This is a genomic window from Mycobacterium sp. (assembly GCF_029961025.1).
Classification (GTDB): Bacteria; Actinomycetota; Actinomycetes; order Mycobacteriales; family Mycobacteriaceae; genus Mycobacterium.
In genome coordinates, this window is sequence record NZ_JASBVP010000002.1 from 173,418 (window position 1) to 189,247 (window position 15,830).

General features: G+C 65.5%; 14 protein-coding genes. All 14 read right to left on the bottom strand.

The genetic code is table 11. From position 1 onward, the window contains the following. Positions 1–179: 179 nt before the first annotated feature. Positions 180–992: a mammalian cell entry protein gene (locus QJR12_RS01675; protein WP_300575451.1), complete on the bottom strand. Its 813-nt coding sequence runs from the start codon at positions 990–992 to the stop codon at positions 180–182. Then, positions 959–1,555 carry a mammalian cell entry protein gene (locus QJR12_RS01680; protein ID WP_300575453.1) on the bottom strand — a complete coding sequence of 199 codons (597 nt, stop codon included), beginning with the start codon at positions 1,553–1,555 and terminating at the stop codon, positions 959–961. The genes QJR12_RS01675 and QJR12_RS01680 overlap by 34 nt, the downstream gene beginning before the upstream one ends. Then, positions 1,552–2,535: an RDD family protein gene (locus QJR12_RS01685; protein WP_300575455.1), complete on the bottom strand. Its 984-nt coding sequence runs from the start codon at positions 2,533–2,535 to the stop codon at positions 1,552–1,554. Before QJR12_RS01685 ends, QJR12_RS01680 begins: the two co-directional genes overlap by 4 nt. Further along, positions 2,532–3,407, bottom strand: coding sequence for an Mce protein (locus QJR12_RS01690; RefSeq protein ID WP_366526280.1), 876 nt, complete (start codon positions 3,405–3,407; stop codon positions 2,532–2,534). Before QJR12_RS01690 ends, QJR12_RS01685 begins: the two co-directional genes overlap by 4 nt. Next, a complete protein-coding gene (locus tag QJR12_RS01695; protein ID WP_300575457.1) occupies positions 3,377–4,939 on the bottom strand; it encodes a virulence factor Mce family protein in 1,563 nt (520 codons plus the stop codon). The genes QJR12_RS01690 and QJR12_RS01695 overlap by 31 nt, the downstream gene beginning before the upstream one ends. Continuing rightward, positions 4,933–6,105 carry a virulence factor Mce family protein gene (locus QJR12_RS01700; RefSeq protein WP_300575459.1) on the bottom strand — a complete coding sequence of 391 codons (1,173 nt, stop codon included), beginning with the start codon at positions 6,103–6,105 and terminating at the stop codon, positions 4,933–4,935. The genes QJR12_RS01695 and QJR12_RS01700 overlap by 7 nt, the downstream gene beginning before the upstream one ends. Continuing rightward, a complete protein-coding gene (locus tag QJR12_RS01705; protein WP_300575461.1) occupies positions 6,102–7,688 on the bottom strand; it encodes a virulence factor Mce family protein in 1,587 nt (528 codons plus the stop codon). The genes QJR12_RS01700 and QJR12_RS01705 overlap by 4 nt, the downstream gene beginning before the upstream one ends. Then, entirely contained in the window at positions 7,685–9,247 is a 1,563-nt protein-coding gene (locus QJR12_RS01710; protein WP_300575463.1) for an MCE family protein, read from the bottom strand. Before QJR12_RS01710 ends, QJR12_RS01705 begins: the two co-directional genes overlap by 4 nt. Further along, positions 9,244–10,284 carry a virulence factor Mce family protein gene (locus QJR12_RS01715; RefSeq protein ID WP_300575465.1) on the bottom strand — a complete coding sequence of 347 codons (1,041 nt, stop codon included), beginning with the start codon at positions 10,282–10,284 and terminating at the stop codon, positions 9,244–9,246. The genes QJR12_RS01710 and QJR12_RS01715 overlap by 4 nt, the downstream gene beginning before the upstream one ends. Continuing rightward, a complete protein-coding gene (locus QJR12_RS01720; protein WP_300575467.1) occupies positions 10,281–11,591 on the bottom strand; it encodes an MCE family protein in 1,311 nt (436 codons plus the stop codon). The genes QJR12_RS01715 and QJR12_RS01720 overlap by 4 nt, the downstream gene beginning before the upstream one ends. Positions 11,592–11,607: 16 nt before the next feature. Further along, the gene (locus QJR12_RS01725; RefSeq protein ID WP_300575469.1) at positions 11,608–12,477 is read right to left on the bottom strand and encodes an ABC transporter permease; all 870 of its coding nucleotides are present in this window, start codon (positions 12,475–12,477) and stop codon (positions 11,608–11,610) included. Position 12,478: 1 nt separating this feature from the next. After that, a complete protein-coding gene (locus QJR12_RS01730) occupies positions 12,479–13,282 on the bottom strand; it encodes an ABC transporter permease (RefSeq protein WP_300575471.1) in 804 nt (267 codons plus the stop codon). A 458-nt stretch (positions 13,283–13,740) separates the two neighbouring features. Then, entirely contained in the window at positions 13,741–14,184 is a 444-nt protein-coding gene (locus QJR12_RS01735) for an SRPBCC family protein (RefSeq protein ID WP_300575473.1), read from the bottom strand. Positions 14,185–14,404: 220 nt separating this feature from the next. Continuing rightward, positions 14,405–15,751 carry an FAD-binding oxidoreductase gene (locus tag QJR12_RS01740; RefSeq protein ID WP_300576483.1) on the bottom strand — a complete coding sequence of 449 codons (1,347 nt, stop codon included), beginning with the start codon at positions 15,749–15,751 and terminating at the stop codon, positions 14,405–14,407. Between the last annotated feature and the right edge of the window lie 79 nt (positions 15,752–15,830).

Below are 15,830 nucleotides of genomic sequence, written 5' to 3' on the forward strand. Positions count from 1 at the left end.
CCCAGCCGCTGGAGTTTTCGGGTTTGCGCCGCTTTTGCGGCGATCCGTGATTGGGTATTCTGCCCCGAGCCCAAGATGGCGCACAGCCTTTCGACCGATCCACCGCAATGCCCTGAATCAGGTTGGAGACAACGCGGGTGCGATCCCGTTTAATCGGCTGTTCCTGGGTAATCGGGTGTTTAGATCCGCGGTGTCAAATCCAGCGAGGTAATGGTGGTCATCCTGGTTACCCGCCAGCGTGCGTGGTCACGCTTCATGAACAACCGGTAGGACAGGTATTTCAGTGAGGGAACACCTTTGGTCACCGGGCTGGTGGACGTTGTGTTGGTGTATACGAGAGCGACTGCTTCGGGCCCATCCAACGATTCCACCGCCGCCGCGACCACCTGGGTGTTGTTGGTTACCTTCGCCTGTTTATTAGCCGGCGCGATCGCATCGATAAATTTGCGGTACTGGGCTTCGAAATCGCCGCTGAGATACTTCGCTGCGCGGTCGGGTAGCTTATCCAAGTTATCCGGGGTGTACGTCCACAACGTGGTGACGGCATTGGCCGCCGTCCGGGCGATGTTCATTTTGGTAGCCACGGCGGCTTCATCGGCGAGGTAGGGCTGCACCGTTGCACCTGCGAAGGCCGCCGATCCCACGAACAACACTGCCGCCACACCAATTGCGATGGCCAGACGCTTGCGGACCGGACTGCTAGGAACGACTGCGTTATCCGGTTCGGCGGCCGTCGCGGCTGTGGCCGTTTCCTCGTCGGGCGCCATATCGTCCACGGCGGTATCCGCTCTGCCCAGGCTGATATCGGCGGATTGGGTTGATGTGGCATCGTTTTCGATGAGATCATCCGCGGATTCATCGGCCTGCGCTGGCGGCTCGACTCGCTCTGCGGGGATTTCGGCAGCTTCACCTTGGGATGCTGCTCCAGTCACGGAGGCGATATCGGAAGTCTCGTTGATCAGATCACTTGCAGCAGGCTGCTGATCTTCCACTGATTCCCTTCCTGCTTAGCCGTTGCCACCCAGCGGTTCGTCTTCTCGAATATTCGCTTGCCGTCCGGGGATTTCGACGTCATTTCGGTAGCCACCAGTACATTGGCGCTGCCATCGTCATTCCACCTTTCCACGCCGGCGTCCAATACGGTTCCCTTGGTTGGTTCCGCCCTGGCGACCTGCAGCAGGATCTCGTTCTCCCTGTCCTGATACTGTTTGGCGAAGTCGCCGGTAGCGTGCGCTAAAACGCGATCTACATAGTCGTTGGCATGAAACGGATCCACGGAGGTGAACTCCGTCATGAACGATCCGACGGCGACGAGCACCGTTTTGTCGTGTGCTGCCGCTCGTAGATGGGATTCATGAAGTGCCAGGATTAATGCGCACACCGAGATGGCGCTTGCCGCAGCAAGCGTTGCCAGGCTGATCGCGAGCGGTGCGCGCCACTGTTGTGGTGGCTTCCACTGCGTCGGGGGTCGAATCCGCAATCGTCTCCGCGACCGGTTTTCCCGTTCGAATACAAGCGACCGTTCACCGGGCTGAATCCTACGGCGCGGACTCATTTACCGTTCCCGGACGGTACAGGTTTGGTCAGCACGGTGAGGTCGTCTATGCGCCAACGTGTATCTGCTCCTTTGACAAAGGCTCCCCGGACGGTCGCACTGATAAACCGTTCGCCAGGCGGCGCGCCGCGCCGGCCCTGCAAAAACAACAGCATGGTCGCATGATCTGGTGTCACCGACTGCACCGCGCTGTTGGTCACCCAATATTCGTTGTCGACCGGGTGGCCACTTTTTACCGCGCGCTGCTGGGTTGCCAGCTGCTCACGATATTTATCGGTCGTCAGCGAGCGCGCATGCTCAAAATCCCTCTCCAGCGTCTTGGGGTGGTAGCTCAGCATCTCCGCCACGAGCTTGGGGCCCTGCACCGCGATCTGCGTGCGGGCCTGATCGACGGCGCGGTCACGCTGGTAAACCACGAAATAGCTCACCGCGGCACCCGATGCGCATACCAGCACCGCCACCGCCACCAGTGTTGTGGTCCACCGCCGGATCGCGGCGGGACGCTGGGACGGCCCGACGCGCCGCACCTCGGTGTGCAACAACAAGTCGGCGAAGGTACGCCGTCGCGCATCCCACAGCGGCCAAAGCCAGCCCACCAATACCGACACGGTATCCAGCAAATGGGCGAGATCCCTGAGCAGCAGCCGCCACGGTCCGACCGGTGCGCCGTCACGGCCCACCACCCGGATACCGGCGGCCGCGCGACCCAGGCTCCAACCCGTGATAGCCGGCGCCAACAGCCGGTTGACCGCCATGAGCAGGATCGCCAGTCCGCCGATGCCGACAGATGACCAAAACCATGTGCTGCGCAGCGGCGCCGCCAAAGCCTGGGCGGTCAACCCCATCGCCACCACCACCGCGACACCCGGCAGCAGATCTACCGCAACAGCGCCGGCACGTAAGTGCCAGCGCGCCAAATCATTCGGCGATGCTTCCCGAACGTCCTGGGTGGCCGTCGTCGGCTCGACCACCGCTGTCATTTCGTCACCTGCTCGAGCTTGGAAATCTTGTACTTCCCGTTATCGGGCGTCATCTTCGCCCGCAGGCGATAGCCGTTTTCCTGGTCTTTGGCCTGAGCGTTAGACACCTTGACGCGGAGGGCCACCAGCACGTCGACCGAACCATCACGGTTGTTGCGCTCCACCGCGGCGCGCATGTCCGACACCTGAACATGGACGTTGGCGGCCTGATACGCCTCGACGAGCAATCCGCTATACAGCGCGGCTTGGGTACCGAAAGCACCGGTAGAGCATTCGATCATCTTCTGTGCCGCGGCGGCCATGGCGGCAGTATCGGGCGCCTGCGTCGCGGCGACACAGTCCTTGGCCGCCGCGACGGCCGCCTTATCGGCGCGGGCGATCGTCTGGTCCGCACGATGGGCGCGCAACGCGAGATAGCCACCCGCCCCGACACCACCGGCGAGGAGCAAAAGCGCGGCCGCGATGCCGGCCAGCCATCCGCCGCCGCCCAGGCGCGAGAGTCCCCGCTTGACCTCGGGTGCCCCCTCGGACGCATCCTTATGGCCGCCCTCGGATTCCTCCGAATCCTCGGTCGTCGCCCCGATCTCAGCCCGGTCGGCTCCGCCCTCGGATTCCTCCGAATCCTCGGTCGTCGCCCCGATCTCAGCCCGGTCGGCTCCGCCCTCGGATTCCTCCGAATCCTCGGTCGTCGCCCCGATGCCGGTCCGGTCGGCTCCGCCCTCGGATTCCTCCGAATCCTCGGTCGTCGCCCCGATGCCGGTCCGGTCGGCTCCGCCCTCGGATTCCTCCGAATCCTCGGTCGTCGCCTCCGAAAGCGACGGATCGTGGTCACCGGTAGGGTTCAACCGACCGGTGCCAGCATCTCCTTCCACCCGTCGTCTCCTGTATTGCTCGAATTTTCGACCGTCCACTTCATACCGTCAGGCCCCACCAATTCACCGCTTTGGGGACTGTAGACCGCCGTGGGGCCCAGGCTGGGAGTGTAGACGCAGGGGTTGGGTTGCTGTCCGTTGCACTGCACGGTGCCTGCGCCCGGGCGTTGCAGCGGATCGCTGATCGGTGGCGGTGAGCCGCCCGGAGGCAGCCTGTCGGCCGGAGCCGGGTTGAGGCCGTTGTTGACCGACGGCGCCGGTATCACCCGGCCCGGATCCACCGGCTGATCGCAACGCGCCCCGGGTGCCGGGCAGTTACGGACCTGATTGGGATCGCCATACCAGGGGTTGGTGCCCAACGGAATGTACGGTTTGTCGCTGCGGCATTCCCGCGGCGTGGCGGCGCGCTTGCCGGGGACGTCGACACAGGGAACGTTGCGGGATCCGCGCACCACGTTCGCTGGGGTTTCTTGCGGAATCTTGCAATACAACCCCGTCGGCACCGGCTGTGAGCTGGTGTCCGCCGGTGACCGCCATTCGGATGCCGGAAGGAAGCCGGTCAGACATGGGGGCGGCTGGTTGATCGTCAGCGCCAGGTCCAGCGATGCCAGACCCTCCTTGTCAAACGGCGCGGTGACCGCCTGGGCGATGGCTGCCCCCTGCGGCAAAAACACCAGATATTGCTCGAGGCCCTTGTGGTAGCGCTTGAGCATGTCGAGCACGATCGCGAGATTCGCCAGCGTCGCCGGAAGCGACTCGCGGACATCGCCGAACACCGCGTTGACCTGATCGGCTGTCGGAGGAGCCTGGGTGAGGATTCCGCGCACCTGCTCGTCGGTGTGCGCGGCCTGTGCGGCCAGGCTGTTGAGGTTGCGCGCCCACCGTTGGATCGCGTCGCCGGAGCTGACTTGGCTGTCGAGGATCGGCCCGGAGTGTGAAATGATGTCGTTCACATCGCCGATGTGGGTCTTGAAATCACGGGTGATGGCCTGGGTGGCATCGACCAGCCGTTGCAGGGCGGGCCCCAGCCCCCCGACCGCGTGCGACGTCTCGTCGAGCAGCGCGGCGATCTTGTCCTTGGGCAGCGCTTCCAGCCCCCTGTAGGCGGTGTCCAGCGCCGGCCCGATCTCCGACGGCACGCTACCCCTGGTGATCGTCTGTCCCGGCGAAAAGTACTTGCCCGGGTTGCCCACCGACACCAGGTCCAGATACTGCTCACCGACCGCGGAAACCGTATGCACGTTCGCCGACGCGTCGACCGGGATCTTGTACCTGCTGGCGATGCTCATGGTCGCCCGCGCTCCCGTCTCGGTCGGCTCGACGGCGGTGACCTTGCCGATGGTGATCCCGCGGTAGGTCACGTTAGCGGTGGCATACAGCCCGCCCGACGCCGGCAGGTCCGCCATCAGTGTGTATTGCCCGATTCCCATCAGGGTGGGGATCCGCAGGTAATACCAGCCCAGCACGACGGTCGCGACCACGGTCAGGATGCCGAACAGGATCAGCTGGCGCTTGATGAAGATGCTCAGCACTGTCGATCCGCCCTTTCCACCAGCGGCCCGCCGGGCACGTCATTGGGGTTCGGCGTGTAGCGAACGTCGGGAATCATGGTCTCGGGATCGCGGCCGTATGATTGCTCCAGCGCGCGCAGCGCACCCGAAAATCCTGTTCCGGTAAGAAACGCGTTGTCCACGGCGCTCAGCGTCAGGTCGAGCGTCAGCGACAAGTTCATATAGTCGCCTCGCATCGACTTCGGCACACTGTCGACGTCGAACGGCTGGGTACCGAGTATCTTCAGCGCCCCCAACAGATACGGCGCGGCGCGGCCCAGTTCTCGCAACGGGCATGGCAGTGACTGCAGGTCTTGGCGCAAGCCGTCCCGCGAGGCCGACAGGTACTGGTCGGCTTCCTGGCTGAGGCGGCCCAAAGCGCCGACCGCGTTGATCAACAGGTCCTGCTTGTCGGCGAAATGCTTGATCAGCGGCGGGAATTCGGTGAGCGCCCGATCGATAGCCGCCGAACGGGGGCCGACGTACGCCAACAGACGGTTGGTGGAATCGATGGCGCGGGCGATATCGTCGCGTTGCCCGTTCAGCTGGGCGGTGAAAGCGTCCAGCTTGCCGAGCAGAGCGTGTATCTTCTCGGCGCGCCCCTTCACGAGGTAGTAGATCTCGTTCTGCAGCACCTCGAGGTTGGGCACACCTCCGCCGCGCAGGATCAAGGCCAGGCTGGCCAGCGTTTGCTCGGTGCTGGGGTATGCCGACGAGTTCTGCAGCGGGATGGTGTCGCCCTCCTGCAGCAACTGGGGGGAGGGGTTGGGCGGCGCGGCCAGCTCCACATGCTGGGTACCCAGCAGGCTCGTCTGCCCGATCTTGGCGGTGGCGTTCCTGGGGAGCTTGACGTTTTTGTCCAGACTCAGCGTCAGCGTGGCGACCCAGTTCTTCAGCTGGATCGCGCGTATCTTGCCGACGAAGACGTCGGCCACTAACACCTTGCTGTTGCCGTTGATCGCCAACGTCTCCGGGACCTGCACGTAAACCGTGTAGGAGCCGGGACCGGTGCCCGGGCCGCCGGGGATCGACACATTCGAGATTCCATGCCAGCCACAGGAACTCACCATCAACGCGGTTACCAGCAAGGCCAGCCCCCGCCGGGTCCGGTCTCGGGCGCGGCGGGCCAACGTACGCACCGCGTTCATGAGCCCGGCCCCCTGGACCCCGCCGCTCCGGCGGGCGCGGGTGTCGGGGCGACCGGTCCCGGGACCACCCCCGGCGCCGGTGGCGGCGGGGGGATCGGCACCCGCGGGGCCGCCACGCCGATCGGCGGCACCACCGGGTGCTCGTCGTAGGCGTTCGGCGGCCCCGGCGGGGTCTGCAACCCTCCCGGTGGGGGCGGCGCGTCGGGGCCGCCCATCAGTTCGGCCAGCGACTCGGGGGTCAGCAGGCTCGCCGTGACCGGCCCCACCTGGGTGCCCTGCATGCCCGGCGCAACAACCCAGCCCGGCTGGGTGTTGCGGTGCGATAGCGGCGTGTCCGGCACCCAGATCCCCGGCACCGTGGTGTCTTTATACCCGTTGGGCGGCTGCAGCCGCGGCTCGGAGTAGGCGACTTCCTTGGGGAGCGTCTCGGCGGTGCTGAACAGATTGAGCCCGAACGGCGGGTAGTTGAACTTGATCGCATCCAGGATCGGCGCCAGGTACTGCGCGCACAGCTCGGCGGACTCCTGATAGCCCAGCCGGCTACCTGCCTGAATCGAGCTGCAGATGAACTGCATCGGGTTCGCGAAGTTCTGCAGGGCCGCGATCGCCACGACCGCGCCGTGCGACGGGTGATAGATCTGGTTAACGTTGGCCGCCGCCGTCGGCAGAACGTGCAGGCCGGTCTCCAAACCGTTTAGCGGCTCGGGCTGAACCAGGGCCGTGGTGGCCGCAGCCAGGTTGTCAACGTCGTGGGTGAGCACCTCGCGGTTCTTCTGCAAAAACGGCCGCAGCGTCGCAAGCAGGCCGTCGAACCGCTGTGTCGCGGTCGCCAGGTCCCGATCGGAATGGGTCAGGCTGTCGGTGAACCGGGCCAGGTTGGTGTTCAACGCCACGAACTGCTGATCGTCTTGGTGCAGGGCGTCGACGAACAGCGCCAGGCTGCGCAATACCGCGAAGAAGTCTCCCCGGCCTTCGTTGAGCGCGCCCAGCGCGCGCGACAGGCTCTCGAAGGTGACGGCAATCTGTTGACCCTTGCCGGCCAGCCCGTCGGCGAACGACTCGATCACCTCGCCGAAGGGCCCCTTGGGCTGCTCTTTCGTCGGGCCGAGGCGGTCGACGATGGTGGTGACGCTGTTGCGTAACTGGTCCCATTCCGTAGGCACCTGGGTGCGCTCGATCGGGATCACGGCGTGATCGCCCATCACCGGACCCCCCCGATACGGCGGCTCCAGTTGGATGAAACGCGACGCCACCAGGGTGGGGTTGAGGATCACCGCCGAGGCGTTGGCGGGCACCCGGTACCTGGTGCTGTAGTGGAAGGTCACCCTCATCTTGTCGCCGGCCGGCTCGATCGCGTCGATCGAACCCACCGGCACCCCCATGATCCGCACCTTGTCGCCGGCGTAGAGCGCGTTCGTCTCGGGGAAATAAGCCACCACGGTGTTGGTGGTCAACTCCCGGTAGAGCTGTCTGCCCACAAACGCCGCACTGAGAGCCAGCACCACCGCAAGGGATCCGACGATCACCGAGACCCGCGACATGCTCGGCAACCGCAGGTTGCGGATATCGAAGACGGTGCTCACTTCTGACTCCCTCCGGTCTCGGCTCCGCTGCCGCCGGTGCCCCCGGGTGTGATGAACGGGGCCGGCAGCTGGGGTCCCGGTCCCGGAGCTGCGGGTGGTCCCGGCGGCAGCATGGGCGCGAACGTCGACGGCGGCGGTGTCGGGCCGGCCGGCGCCAGATGCTCGGTGCGCGCCCCCGGCGGCGCGTTCGCCGGCAGCGGCACCGGTGTTCCCGGCAGGTCCGGCGGAGCCTCACCGGGCCGCCCGGCGATCGGGATCCCGGGTGTCGGCGGCAGACCGTCGGGACGCGGTTCAGAGGTCTGCACGTCGATCGGCGCCGGGAAACCGCCCCCGAACGGGCCCACGTCGACACCCGCGCACGGCAACGGGTTCCACGGGCGCGGCAGCGCGTCGGGTGCCGGCGCGTACGAGCACGCCGAGCCGGGCGGGACGGCCGGTCCCGGGTGATCCGGGGTGCCCTCCGACACCGGTGGTGCGGGCGGCGGGGCGCCGTTGGGGAAGCGGGTGCCGTTGGGGTCCGGCCAGCGAAACGCCGGCAGTCCGGCGCTGCGCCAGAACTCCTCGGGGTCGATACCGCGTTTTTTGAACGCGGCATCGACCCAGGGCTGCAGAATCCAGGACGGCAGCAGGTTGGCCAGGACCACTTTGAAGTACGGTCCCGACGCGACGGCCTCGTTGATGGCCGCGGCGGCTTTGCCGAGGGCCCTGAGCACCTGGGCGAGGTCGTCCTTGCGCGCCACCAGCAAGTCGCTGATGCTGCGCAACTGTTCCAGGACATGGTTCAGGTTCGGGTTGTCCTCGATGAGCCCTTGCAGCTGCGCCGAGACCGCGGATACATTCCGCAGCAGCGCGTCGATAGCGCGGCTGCGCTCGTTGAAGGCGGCCAGCAGCGTCTTCGCGTTGACCAGCAGCCGGTCGATCTGCTGGCTGCGGTCACCGAGCACGCCGGCCACCTTGTTGGCCTGCGCCAGCAGGTGTTTGACGTCTTCGTCACGGTTGCCGATGGTGTCGGAGAGTTTGGCCACCCCCTCCAGGACCGGACTGAGGTGCGGATAGGTCTCGTTGACCGTCTGCGACAACACGCTCAGCGACCGTTTGACGGTGTCGATGTCCCAGCCGGCGGCGGCCTTGGTGACATCGAAAAACGCGTCGTAGATCTGGTAGGGGCTGGTGCTTTGGCCCAGCGGCAACACGCTTCCGGGCCGCAACGCCTGAGCGCCCCGGGGCTCGATCTCGAGCACCTTTTTACCCAAGATGGTGTCGGTCTTGATCGCCAACCGGCTCTGGGTGCCGATGGGGGTGCCGCCGGTGGAGAATTTGATCAGGATGTGGTCACCGGCGATCGTGAGCGCCTCCACGATGCCGACGTCCACGCCGGAGATCCGCACCTTGTCATTGGTGTTCACCCCGCCGGTGTCGGTGAACTGCCCGTAGTAGCTGGGCTGGGCAAACAGCATCGGGACGCTGGTGAGGCTTTGGCCCACGGCGGTGAGGAGCACCGTCACGGTAATGCCCATGAGCCCGATGCGAAGCCGGTTGGGCGGTTCCAGTGTTCTCATTGCGGCGTGCACCTACCGCTGGGCTGCTGCCAAATCCTGACCGTGCGGACTGGGCCGCCCGGCTGCAGCCCGTTCCACTTGATCGTGACGTCGCAGGCGTAGAAGTTCACCCAGTCGCCGTATGTGCCGACGACACGCCCGATCGTGTTCAGCGCGACCGGGGCCCGGCGGAAAAGATCGTCATAGCTATCGCGCTGGTCGATGATCGGTTGCGCAACCGCCTGCAGGTAGTTCAATTCCTTGTGCAGCAAGGCGCGGTTGTCGCCCAGGAGATCGGCGAGAGTTCCGGCGGCGTTGCTGATGTGTGCGGTGCCCGCGGCCAGCGGGTCGGCGTGATCGCGCAGCCCGCTGATCAGTCTTTCGAAGTTCTCGAGGGTCTGGTCGAACTCCTGGCGATGCCGGACCGTGGTGTCCAGCACGGTGTTGAGGTTCTTGATCACCTCCCCGATCGCCCGGTCCCGCTCGGCGATGCGCGATGTGGCCTGCGCGGTCTGATCGAGAATGTCGTTGATGGTCCCGCCCTGACCCTGAAACACGGTGATGATGGCTGAGGCGATGGTGTTGACTTTTTCCGGATCGAGCGCCCGGAACAGCGGTTTGAAGCCGCCGATGAGCGCATCGAGATCCAGGGCGGGCTGCGTCCGTGACAGCGGGATGAAGCCACCCGGCGGCAGGATCCGGTCGGCGGCCTCGCCCTGCCCGCGGTTGAGCTCCACGTAGCGGTCACCGATCAGATTCAGATAACGGATTGTCGCGGTCGTCGACTGATACAACGGCACCGAACGGTCGACGGTGAAATCCACCCGCACCCGTCTGCCGCCGTCAACCAGCCGCACGTGTTTGACCTTGCCGACCTCGACCCCGCAGGCACGCACGAACTGACCGTCACGCAACCCGCTGGCGTTACTGAATTCCGCGGAGTAGGAGTACGTCCGCTCGAAGCGCAGCTGACCGAACACCACCACGATCACGGCGGTGAAGAGCAGCAGCACCAACGAGAAGATGCCGAGTCTGATGAGCGTGCCGGTGATTTTCATGGGTTGATCGTGTTATCCCCTACCTGGCGGCCCCACACGTACTCGATGGCGTACGGAGAACCGGTCTCGATGTGGTTATACGGTGCCACGCTGTTGCCGGTGTCCATGACCAGCGCCGGCGCGGGCCAAAAATCACGGGTGATCGTCTGCCAGCAGCCCGGCGCGCCCCCCGGCCCGCCGTGCGCGTTCAGTCGCGGCAAATTCTCCGGGTAGATATAGGGATTTGGCGCCCCGCCCACCAGCCCGGCCAGTCCTAAAAGCCCCTGGCTCAGCACCGTGCCGGTCAGGCCGGCGGGGGTCAGTATCGCCCCCAATCCGGACAGCACCTCGGTATTGGTCCGCAGCGCGTAGCCGCCGCGGCCGCCCGTTACCTGAAAGATCTTGGGTTCGACATCGTGGTAGTTGCGGACCGTGCAGAAGAGCTCGGGACTGTAGGTGTCCAGCAGCTGGGCGGTGGGCACCAGATCGGCGACCCCCCGCTGCAGGTATGGGCCGCCCCGGTGAAAGATGTCGGCCCCGGTGTTACCCAACCCGGCCGCCGCGAGCAACGCCTCGTCCAGATCTTTTTCCTGGCGGTGCACGGTGCGCGCCGTGATCACCGCATTGGTGAGGAAATCCACCAGATCCGGTGCACTGTCGGCGTAGATGTCCCCCAGTGCCGCCAACTGCCGGATGTCGTGACGGACTTGTGGTTGTTGCGGATTGACGTCGTCAAGCACAGCGTCGGCGTCGACCAGTGACTGGCCGAACTTATCCCCCAGCCCGCTCAACGCCTGCGCGGCCGCACTCAGTGTCAGGTTGACCTTAACGGGATCTATCCGCTCGGCGATCGAGGTGATCGTCTGGAACAACGTGTTGATCTCCGTTGTCACCGACCTGGCATCGATCACATTCTGTGGCGTGATCCGTTGTGGTGTAGGATGTTTCGGAGACATCAAGGACACATACTTTTGTCCGAACACGGTGGTGGCCACGATCCTCGCGTCCACGTTTGCCGGAATCAGCTTCAAATATTTCGGATAAACGTCCAAGATGAACTTGGCTGCCGGCTTGCCGTCCTGACTGACTTCCGAAATGCTTGCCACCCGGCCGATTTGCACCCCGTTGTAGGTGACCTTCGCCCCCGGATCCATCACCAATCCCGCCCGGGAGGAAAGCATGGTCAACGGCGTTTTCGGCGTGAAGTCCCCCTTGTATTGCAGATATACCAGCCACACCACCAGTGCAAGAACCAGAAAAACCCCCACCCCGATCACTCGATACGGTCGGGCCGGCGGCTTGTTCGGCTTCCCTCGCGGCACGGTCATGGCTTTTCCTGTTGGCTTACACCGTGAAGTTGAAGTTCGGATCGACCCCGTAGAGCGCCATTTCGGCCAGCAGGATCACAACGTTCACCGAGACCAGCGAGAAGCGCATCGAGCGGCCCACGGCCTCACCGACACCGACCGGACCGCCGGCGGCGTTATAGCCGTAGTAGCAATGAGTCAGCATCACGACCGCGGCGAGAATGACGACCTCTCCGAAGGACCAGAAAACGTCATTGGGGCGCAGAAATGTCCGGAAGTAGTGGTTATAGGTTCCGGCGGCCTGTCCATAGAGCACCGTCGTGATGACCGCCGGCGACAGGAACGACATGATGAGCCCGAGCGAGTAGAGCGGGATGATCACCACCAGCCCGGCCAGCACCCGGGTGGACACCAGATAGGCCATCGAGTTGATGCCCATCACCTCCAGCGCATCGATCTCCTCGCTGATCCGCATCGCACCCAACTCGGCAGTGGCACCGGCGCCGACCGTGGCGGCGAGCACGACGCCGGCGACGACGGGCGCGACGAGACGCACGTTGATCAGGGCGGCGACAAATCCGAGGAGCGCCTGAATACCGATCTGGCCCAGTGACGCCAGGCCCTGGATAGCGACCAGCGACCCGGAGGACAGCGTCACGAAAGCCATGATCACCGCGGTGCCGCCGACGACGGCCATGGCCCCGGTTCCCATGCCCACCTCGGCGATCAGCCGCAGGATTTCCCTGCGGTAACGGGCCAGTGCCCACGCGATGTCGCGACCGCCGACCAGCGTGAACCAGCCCAGCTTCCCGGCTTCGTCCAGTGAGCGGGTCGCGGCACCGCCGTAGCGACGCAAGTAGGCGACGGTGCGCGGGAAGCGGGCGCGCAGGACTTGGGCCGTCGTCATCTCAGTGCCCCGATCCGAACCGCACCCCGATCGCGGTCAGCACCACGTTGACCGCATACAGCGCGACCACACACAGCACCACGGTCTCGTTGACGGCGGTGCCCAGCGCCTTGGCGCCCCCGCGTACGGTCAGGCCCCGGTAGCAGCCGACCAGGCCGGCGATAAGGCCGAACGTCAGGGCTTTGATCGTCGAGATCACCACTTCAGGAAGGCCGGTGACCAGGGTGAGCGTGGCCAGATACGCCCCGCCCGAGACGTTTTCCAGGTAGACACCGAAGAGGTAGCCGCCGACCAGCCCCACCATGCTCACCAGACCGTTGAGCAGCGTCCCGACCACAGCCGAGGCGAGCACCCGGGGCACCACCAGTCGGTGGATCGGGTCGATGCCGAGCACCTCCATCGCGTCGATCTCCTCGCGGATGGTGCGGGCGCCCAGGTCGGCGCAGATCGCCGTGGCCCCTGCGCCGGCGATCACCAATACGGTCACGATCGGGCCGATCTGGGTGATCACCGCAATGCCCGCGCCCGCCCCCGAGATGTCGGCGGCGCCGACCTGGATCAGCAGAACGTTGAAGGTGAAGATGAAAAGCGCCGTCACCGGCACCGACACCGCCATGGTCGGCAGGATCGCGACCCTCATGAGAAACCAGCACTGCAAGACGAACTCGCGCCACTGGAACGGAAAACGAAACAGCGCCTTGCCGGTCAGCACACACATCCGGAAAAATCCGCCGATCATGATCAGCGGTACCCGCATCTGGTCGCGCAGGTAATCGAGCGGACCCACCCTGGTCGGTGCCGTCATCGCCGTCCCCCCGCGGCCCGGCCGCGAATGCCCCGGCGTCGCGGCACATCGTGCCCCGCGCCTCCCGCTTGTCTCAGCCCCAGGTGTGTGACCGCCGGCTCCTTACTCGCAGGTAGTAACGGAGACCACCGGACTCTACCCGATAGTTGGTTGGGGAAGTGGCCAATCGGCACTATTAGCCTGATGTCAATCCCGCAGCGCGACTGGGCCACACCTCGGCCCGGCCAATGACGTCGAGCTCAACGGCGGTCGCGTCCGGGTTCCGGTAACCGCTCATCAATGTCGGTGCCCGGGAGACAATTTCACGGCGTCCTCGCCGAGCAGCACGCAGGCGACCGGGGACCGGTGACCCACTCCGCCGCCAGCACGCCGAGCAGCCGTTCAGCGCCGGCTTGGCCTACGGCGACCGCCGTGAGGGGAGCGGCATCCTCGTCGGGCCCACCGGCACCATCGACCGATTACCAGCCGGCCGCCAGCTGCTCGGCGCGCTTTTTGAGGTTATCGGCCAGGTAGTCCAGCGCGTTGTTGATCGCCTTTTTCACCATCGGTGAAGGTATCGCCATGGCGGGCTCGACATCCATGTCCACCGTCAGCAACGACGTGGGGCCGATCTCCACCACGCTGAAGAGCTGCTCTTGTTTGGTGAACAGGTCACCCTGCTGCATGACGGTCTGGATCTGGGTCGGGCTGGGATAGTACACAGCCTGGATGTAGGTGCCCTCCACGCCGGAGACCACGGTGTCGATACGCAGCTGGCTGGGCCGCCCGTCATCGTAGCGGGCTAACACCCACAAACCCTTGACCTCCTCGTTCCACTGGGGGTACGACTCGAAGTCGGCCACTATGGCCATAATTGAGGCCGCATCGGCGGCGACCTCAACGGTCTTGCTCACGAACGGCATAAGCCGAGCATATCGGGGCCCCGCCATCGGGCCGGAAACCGGCGAAGTCGCGGACTATAGGGCCGATTATAGGTTTGTCCAGCGCTCACCGGATCGGCTTTCTTCCAAGGTAATTCACGAGGATTTCGGGTCCTGAAACCGGGGGTCAGGGTGCGACGACGCGGGCGAGGTATCGCACGGCCGGCTCACCCGCATGCAAACAAGGCGAACCAGGGGCCGGCTACGGCTCGTCGAACAACACCGCGGCGTTGAGGTAACCAGTTGGATCGAAAGCGGCCTTGACGGTCCGCATCGCGGCGATGTCGGCCGGCTCGCGTGACATGCCGACATACGCGCGTTTGCGGCTGCCCACGCCGTGCTCGGAACTCACGTTGCCACCGGACTCTTCGACGAGATCCATCATCGCCGGGTACAGTTCGGGCTCGCGTTCCGGCGCGCACCCCAGCACGTTCAGGTGCAGGTTGCCCTCGCCGACGTGCCCGAACAGCACCGGCAAGGCTTCGGGAACGCGCGTCTGAATCAGCCCCATCGCTTTGCGGGCAAACTCACCGATCGCGGACAACGGGAGCGAAACGTCGAACTTCAGTGGCGGCCCGGACACACCGAGGATCTCGGTGAGCGATTCCCGCACCGCCCACAACCGCTGCCGGGAAGCCGCATCCACACCGACTGCGGGCTCGTCGCACATCCCCGCGCCGCTCAGCGCCGCACCGAGCCGCTGCGTCTGATCATGATCGGCGGCCAGCTCCACCAACAGCAGCCAATCGCCCCGAACAGGCGCGGACACGCCCAAGTGCTCGAGGGTCAGCGCACTGGCGCGGCTGTCGATCAGTTCCAGTGCCGCAATCCCCTCGAGGTCGCGAAACACCCGAGCGGTGGCGACGAGCGCGTCGAGTTCGGCAAACCCGCATATCGCCGTCACCCGATACTTGGGAACGGGGCGCAGACGCACGTCCAATGCCGTGATGACACCCAGCGTGCCTTCGGCTCCGACAAACAGTGCCGGCAGGTCATAGCCGGTGTTGTCATGGCGCACCCGGTTGTGGCGGCGCAGCAGCGACCCGTCGGGCAGCACCACCTCCAGGCCGACCACCTGATCCCCCATGTTTCCATAGCGGACGGTACACAGGCCTCCGGCGTTGGTGGCGGCCATGCCCCCGGCGGTCGCGGAGTCTCTGGCCCCCAGGTCGACACCGAACAGCAAACCGGCCGCGGCCGCGGCACGCTGCACCGCGGAAAGCGTGGCGCCGGCGCCGACCCGGACACACCGCTCGACGGCGTCGACATCGCCGACGGCGCACAGCCGCTCGGTGGACAGCAGCACATCGTCGTGTTCCGGCACGGTGCCCGCCACCAACGAGGTGCGACCCCCCTGGATGGTGACATGCCGCCCGGCGTCGCGGCACACCCGCAGCACCTCGGCGACCTCCTCGGCCGACCCCGGCCGGACCAGCGCACTGGCGCGGCCCCGGTAGCGGCCGGTGTAGTCGACGCTGCGGCTGGCCAACACGTCGGGATCGGTGAGAACATGGGCTGCGCCCACCGTGGCCGCCAGCCGCCGCAGAATGCTCGCTGTCATGGCGCCGGTGTATCACAGCCGCGGATGCGGACGTCGGCGGACTAGGATGACGGTTTCGGCCGCGGCC

What these genes read in the sequence shown, in the direction of transcription:
- QJR12_RS01680 (WP_300575453.1), bottom strand. Translation starts at nt 1,555, where the DNA reads ATGAGTCCGCGCCGTAGGATTCAGCCCGGTGAACGGTCGCTTGTATTC.
- QJR12_RS01685 (WP_300575455.1), bottom strand. Translation starts at nt 2,535, where the DNA reads ATGACAGCGGTGGTCGAGCCGACGACGGCCACCCAGGACGTTCGGGAA.
- QJR12_RS01700 (WP_300575459.1), bottom strand. Translation starts at nt 6,105, where the DNA reads ATGAACGCGGTGCGTACGTTGGCCCGCCGCGCCCGAGACCGGACCCGG.
- QJR12_RS01710 (WP_300575463.1), bottom strand. Translation starts at nt 9,247, where the DNA reads ATGAGAACACTGGAACCGCCCAACCGGCTTCGCATCGGGCTCATGGGC.
- QJR12_RS01715 (WP_300575465.1), bottom strand. Translation starts at nt 10,284, where the DNA reads ATGAAAATCACCGGCACGCTCATCAGACTCGGCATCTTCTCGTTGGTG.
- QJR12_RS01720 (WP_300575467.1), bottom strand. Translation starts at nt 11,591, where the DNA reads ATGACCGTGCCGCGAGGGAAGCCGAACAAGCCGCCGGCCCGACCGTAT.
- QJR12_RS01725 (WP_300575469.1), bottom strand. Translation starts at nt 12,477, where the DNA reads ATGACGACGGCCCAAGTCCTGCGCGCCCGCTTCCCGCGCACCGTCGCC.
- QJR12_RS01730 (WP_300575471.1), bottom strand. Translation starts at nt 13,282, where the DNA reads ATGACGGCACCGACCAGGGTGGGTCCGCTCGATTACCTGCGCGACCAG.
- QJR12_RS01735 (WP_300575473.1), bottom strand. Translation starts at nt 14,184, where the DNA reads ATGCCGTTCGTGAGCAAGACCGTTGAGGTCGCCGCCGATGCGGCCTCA.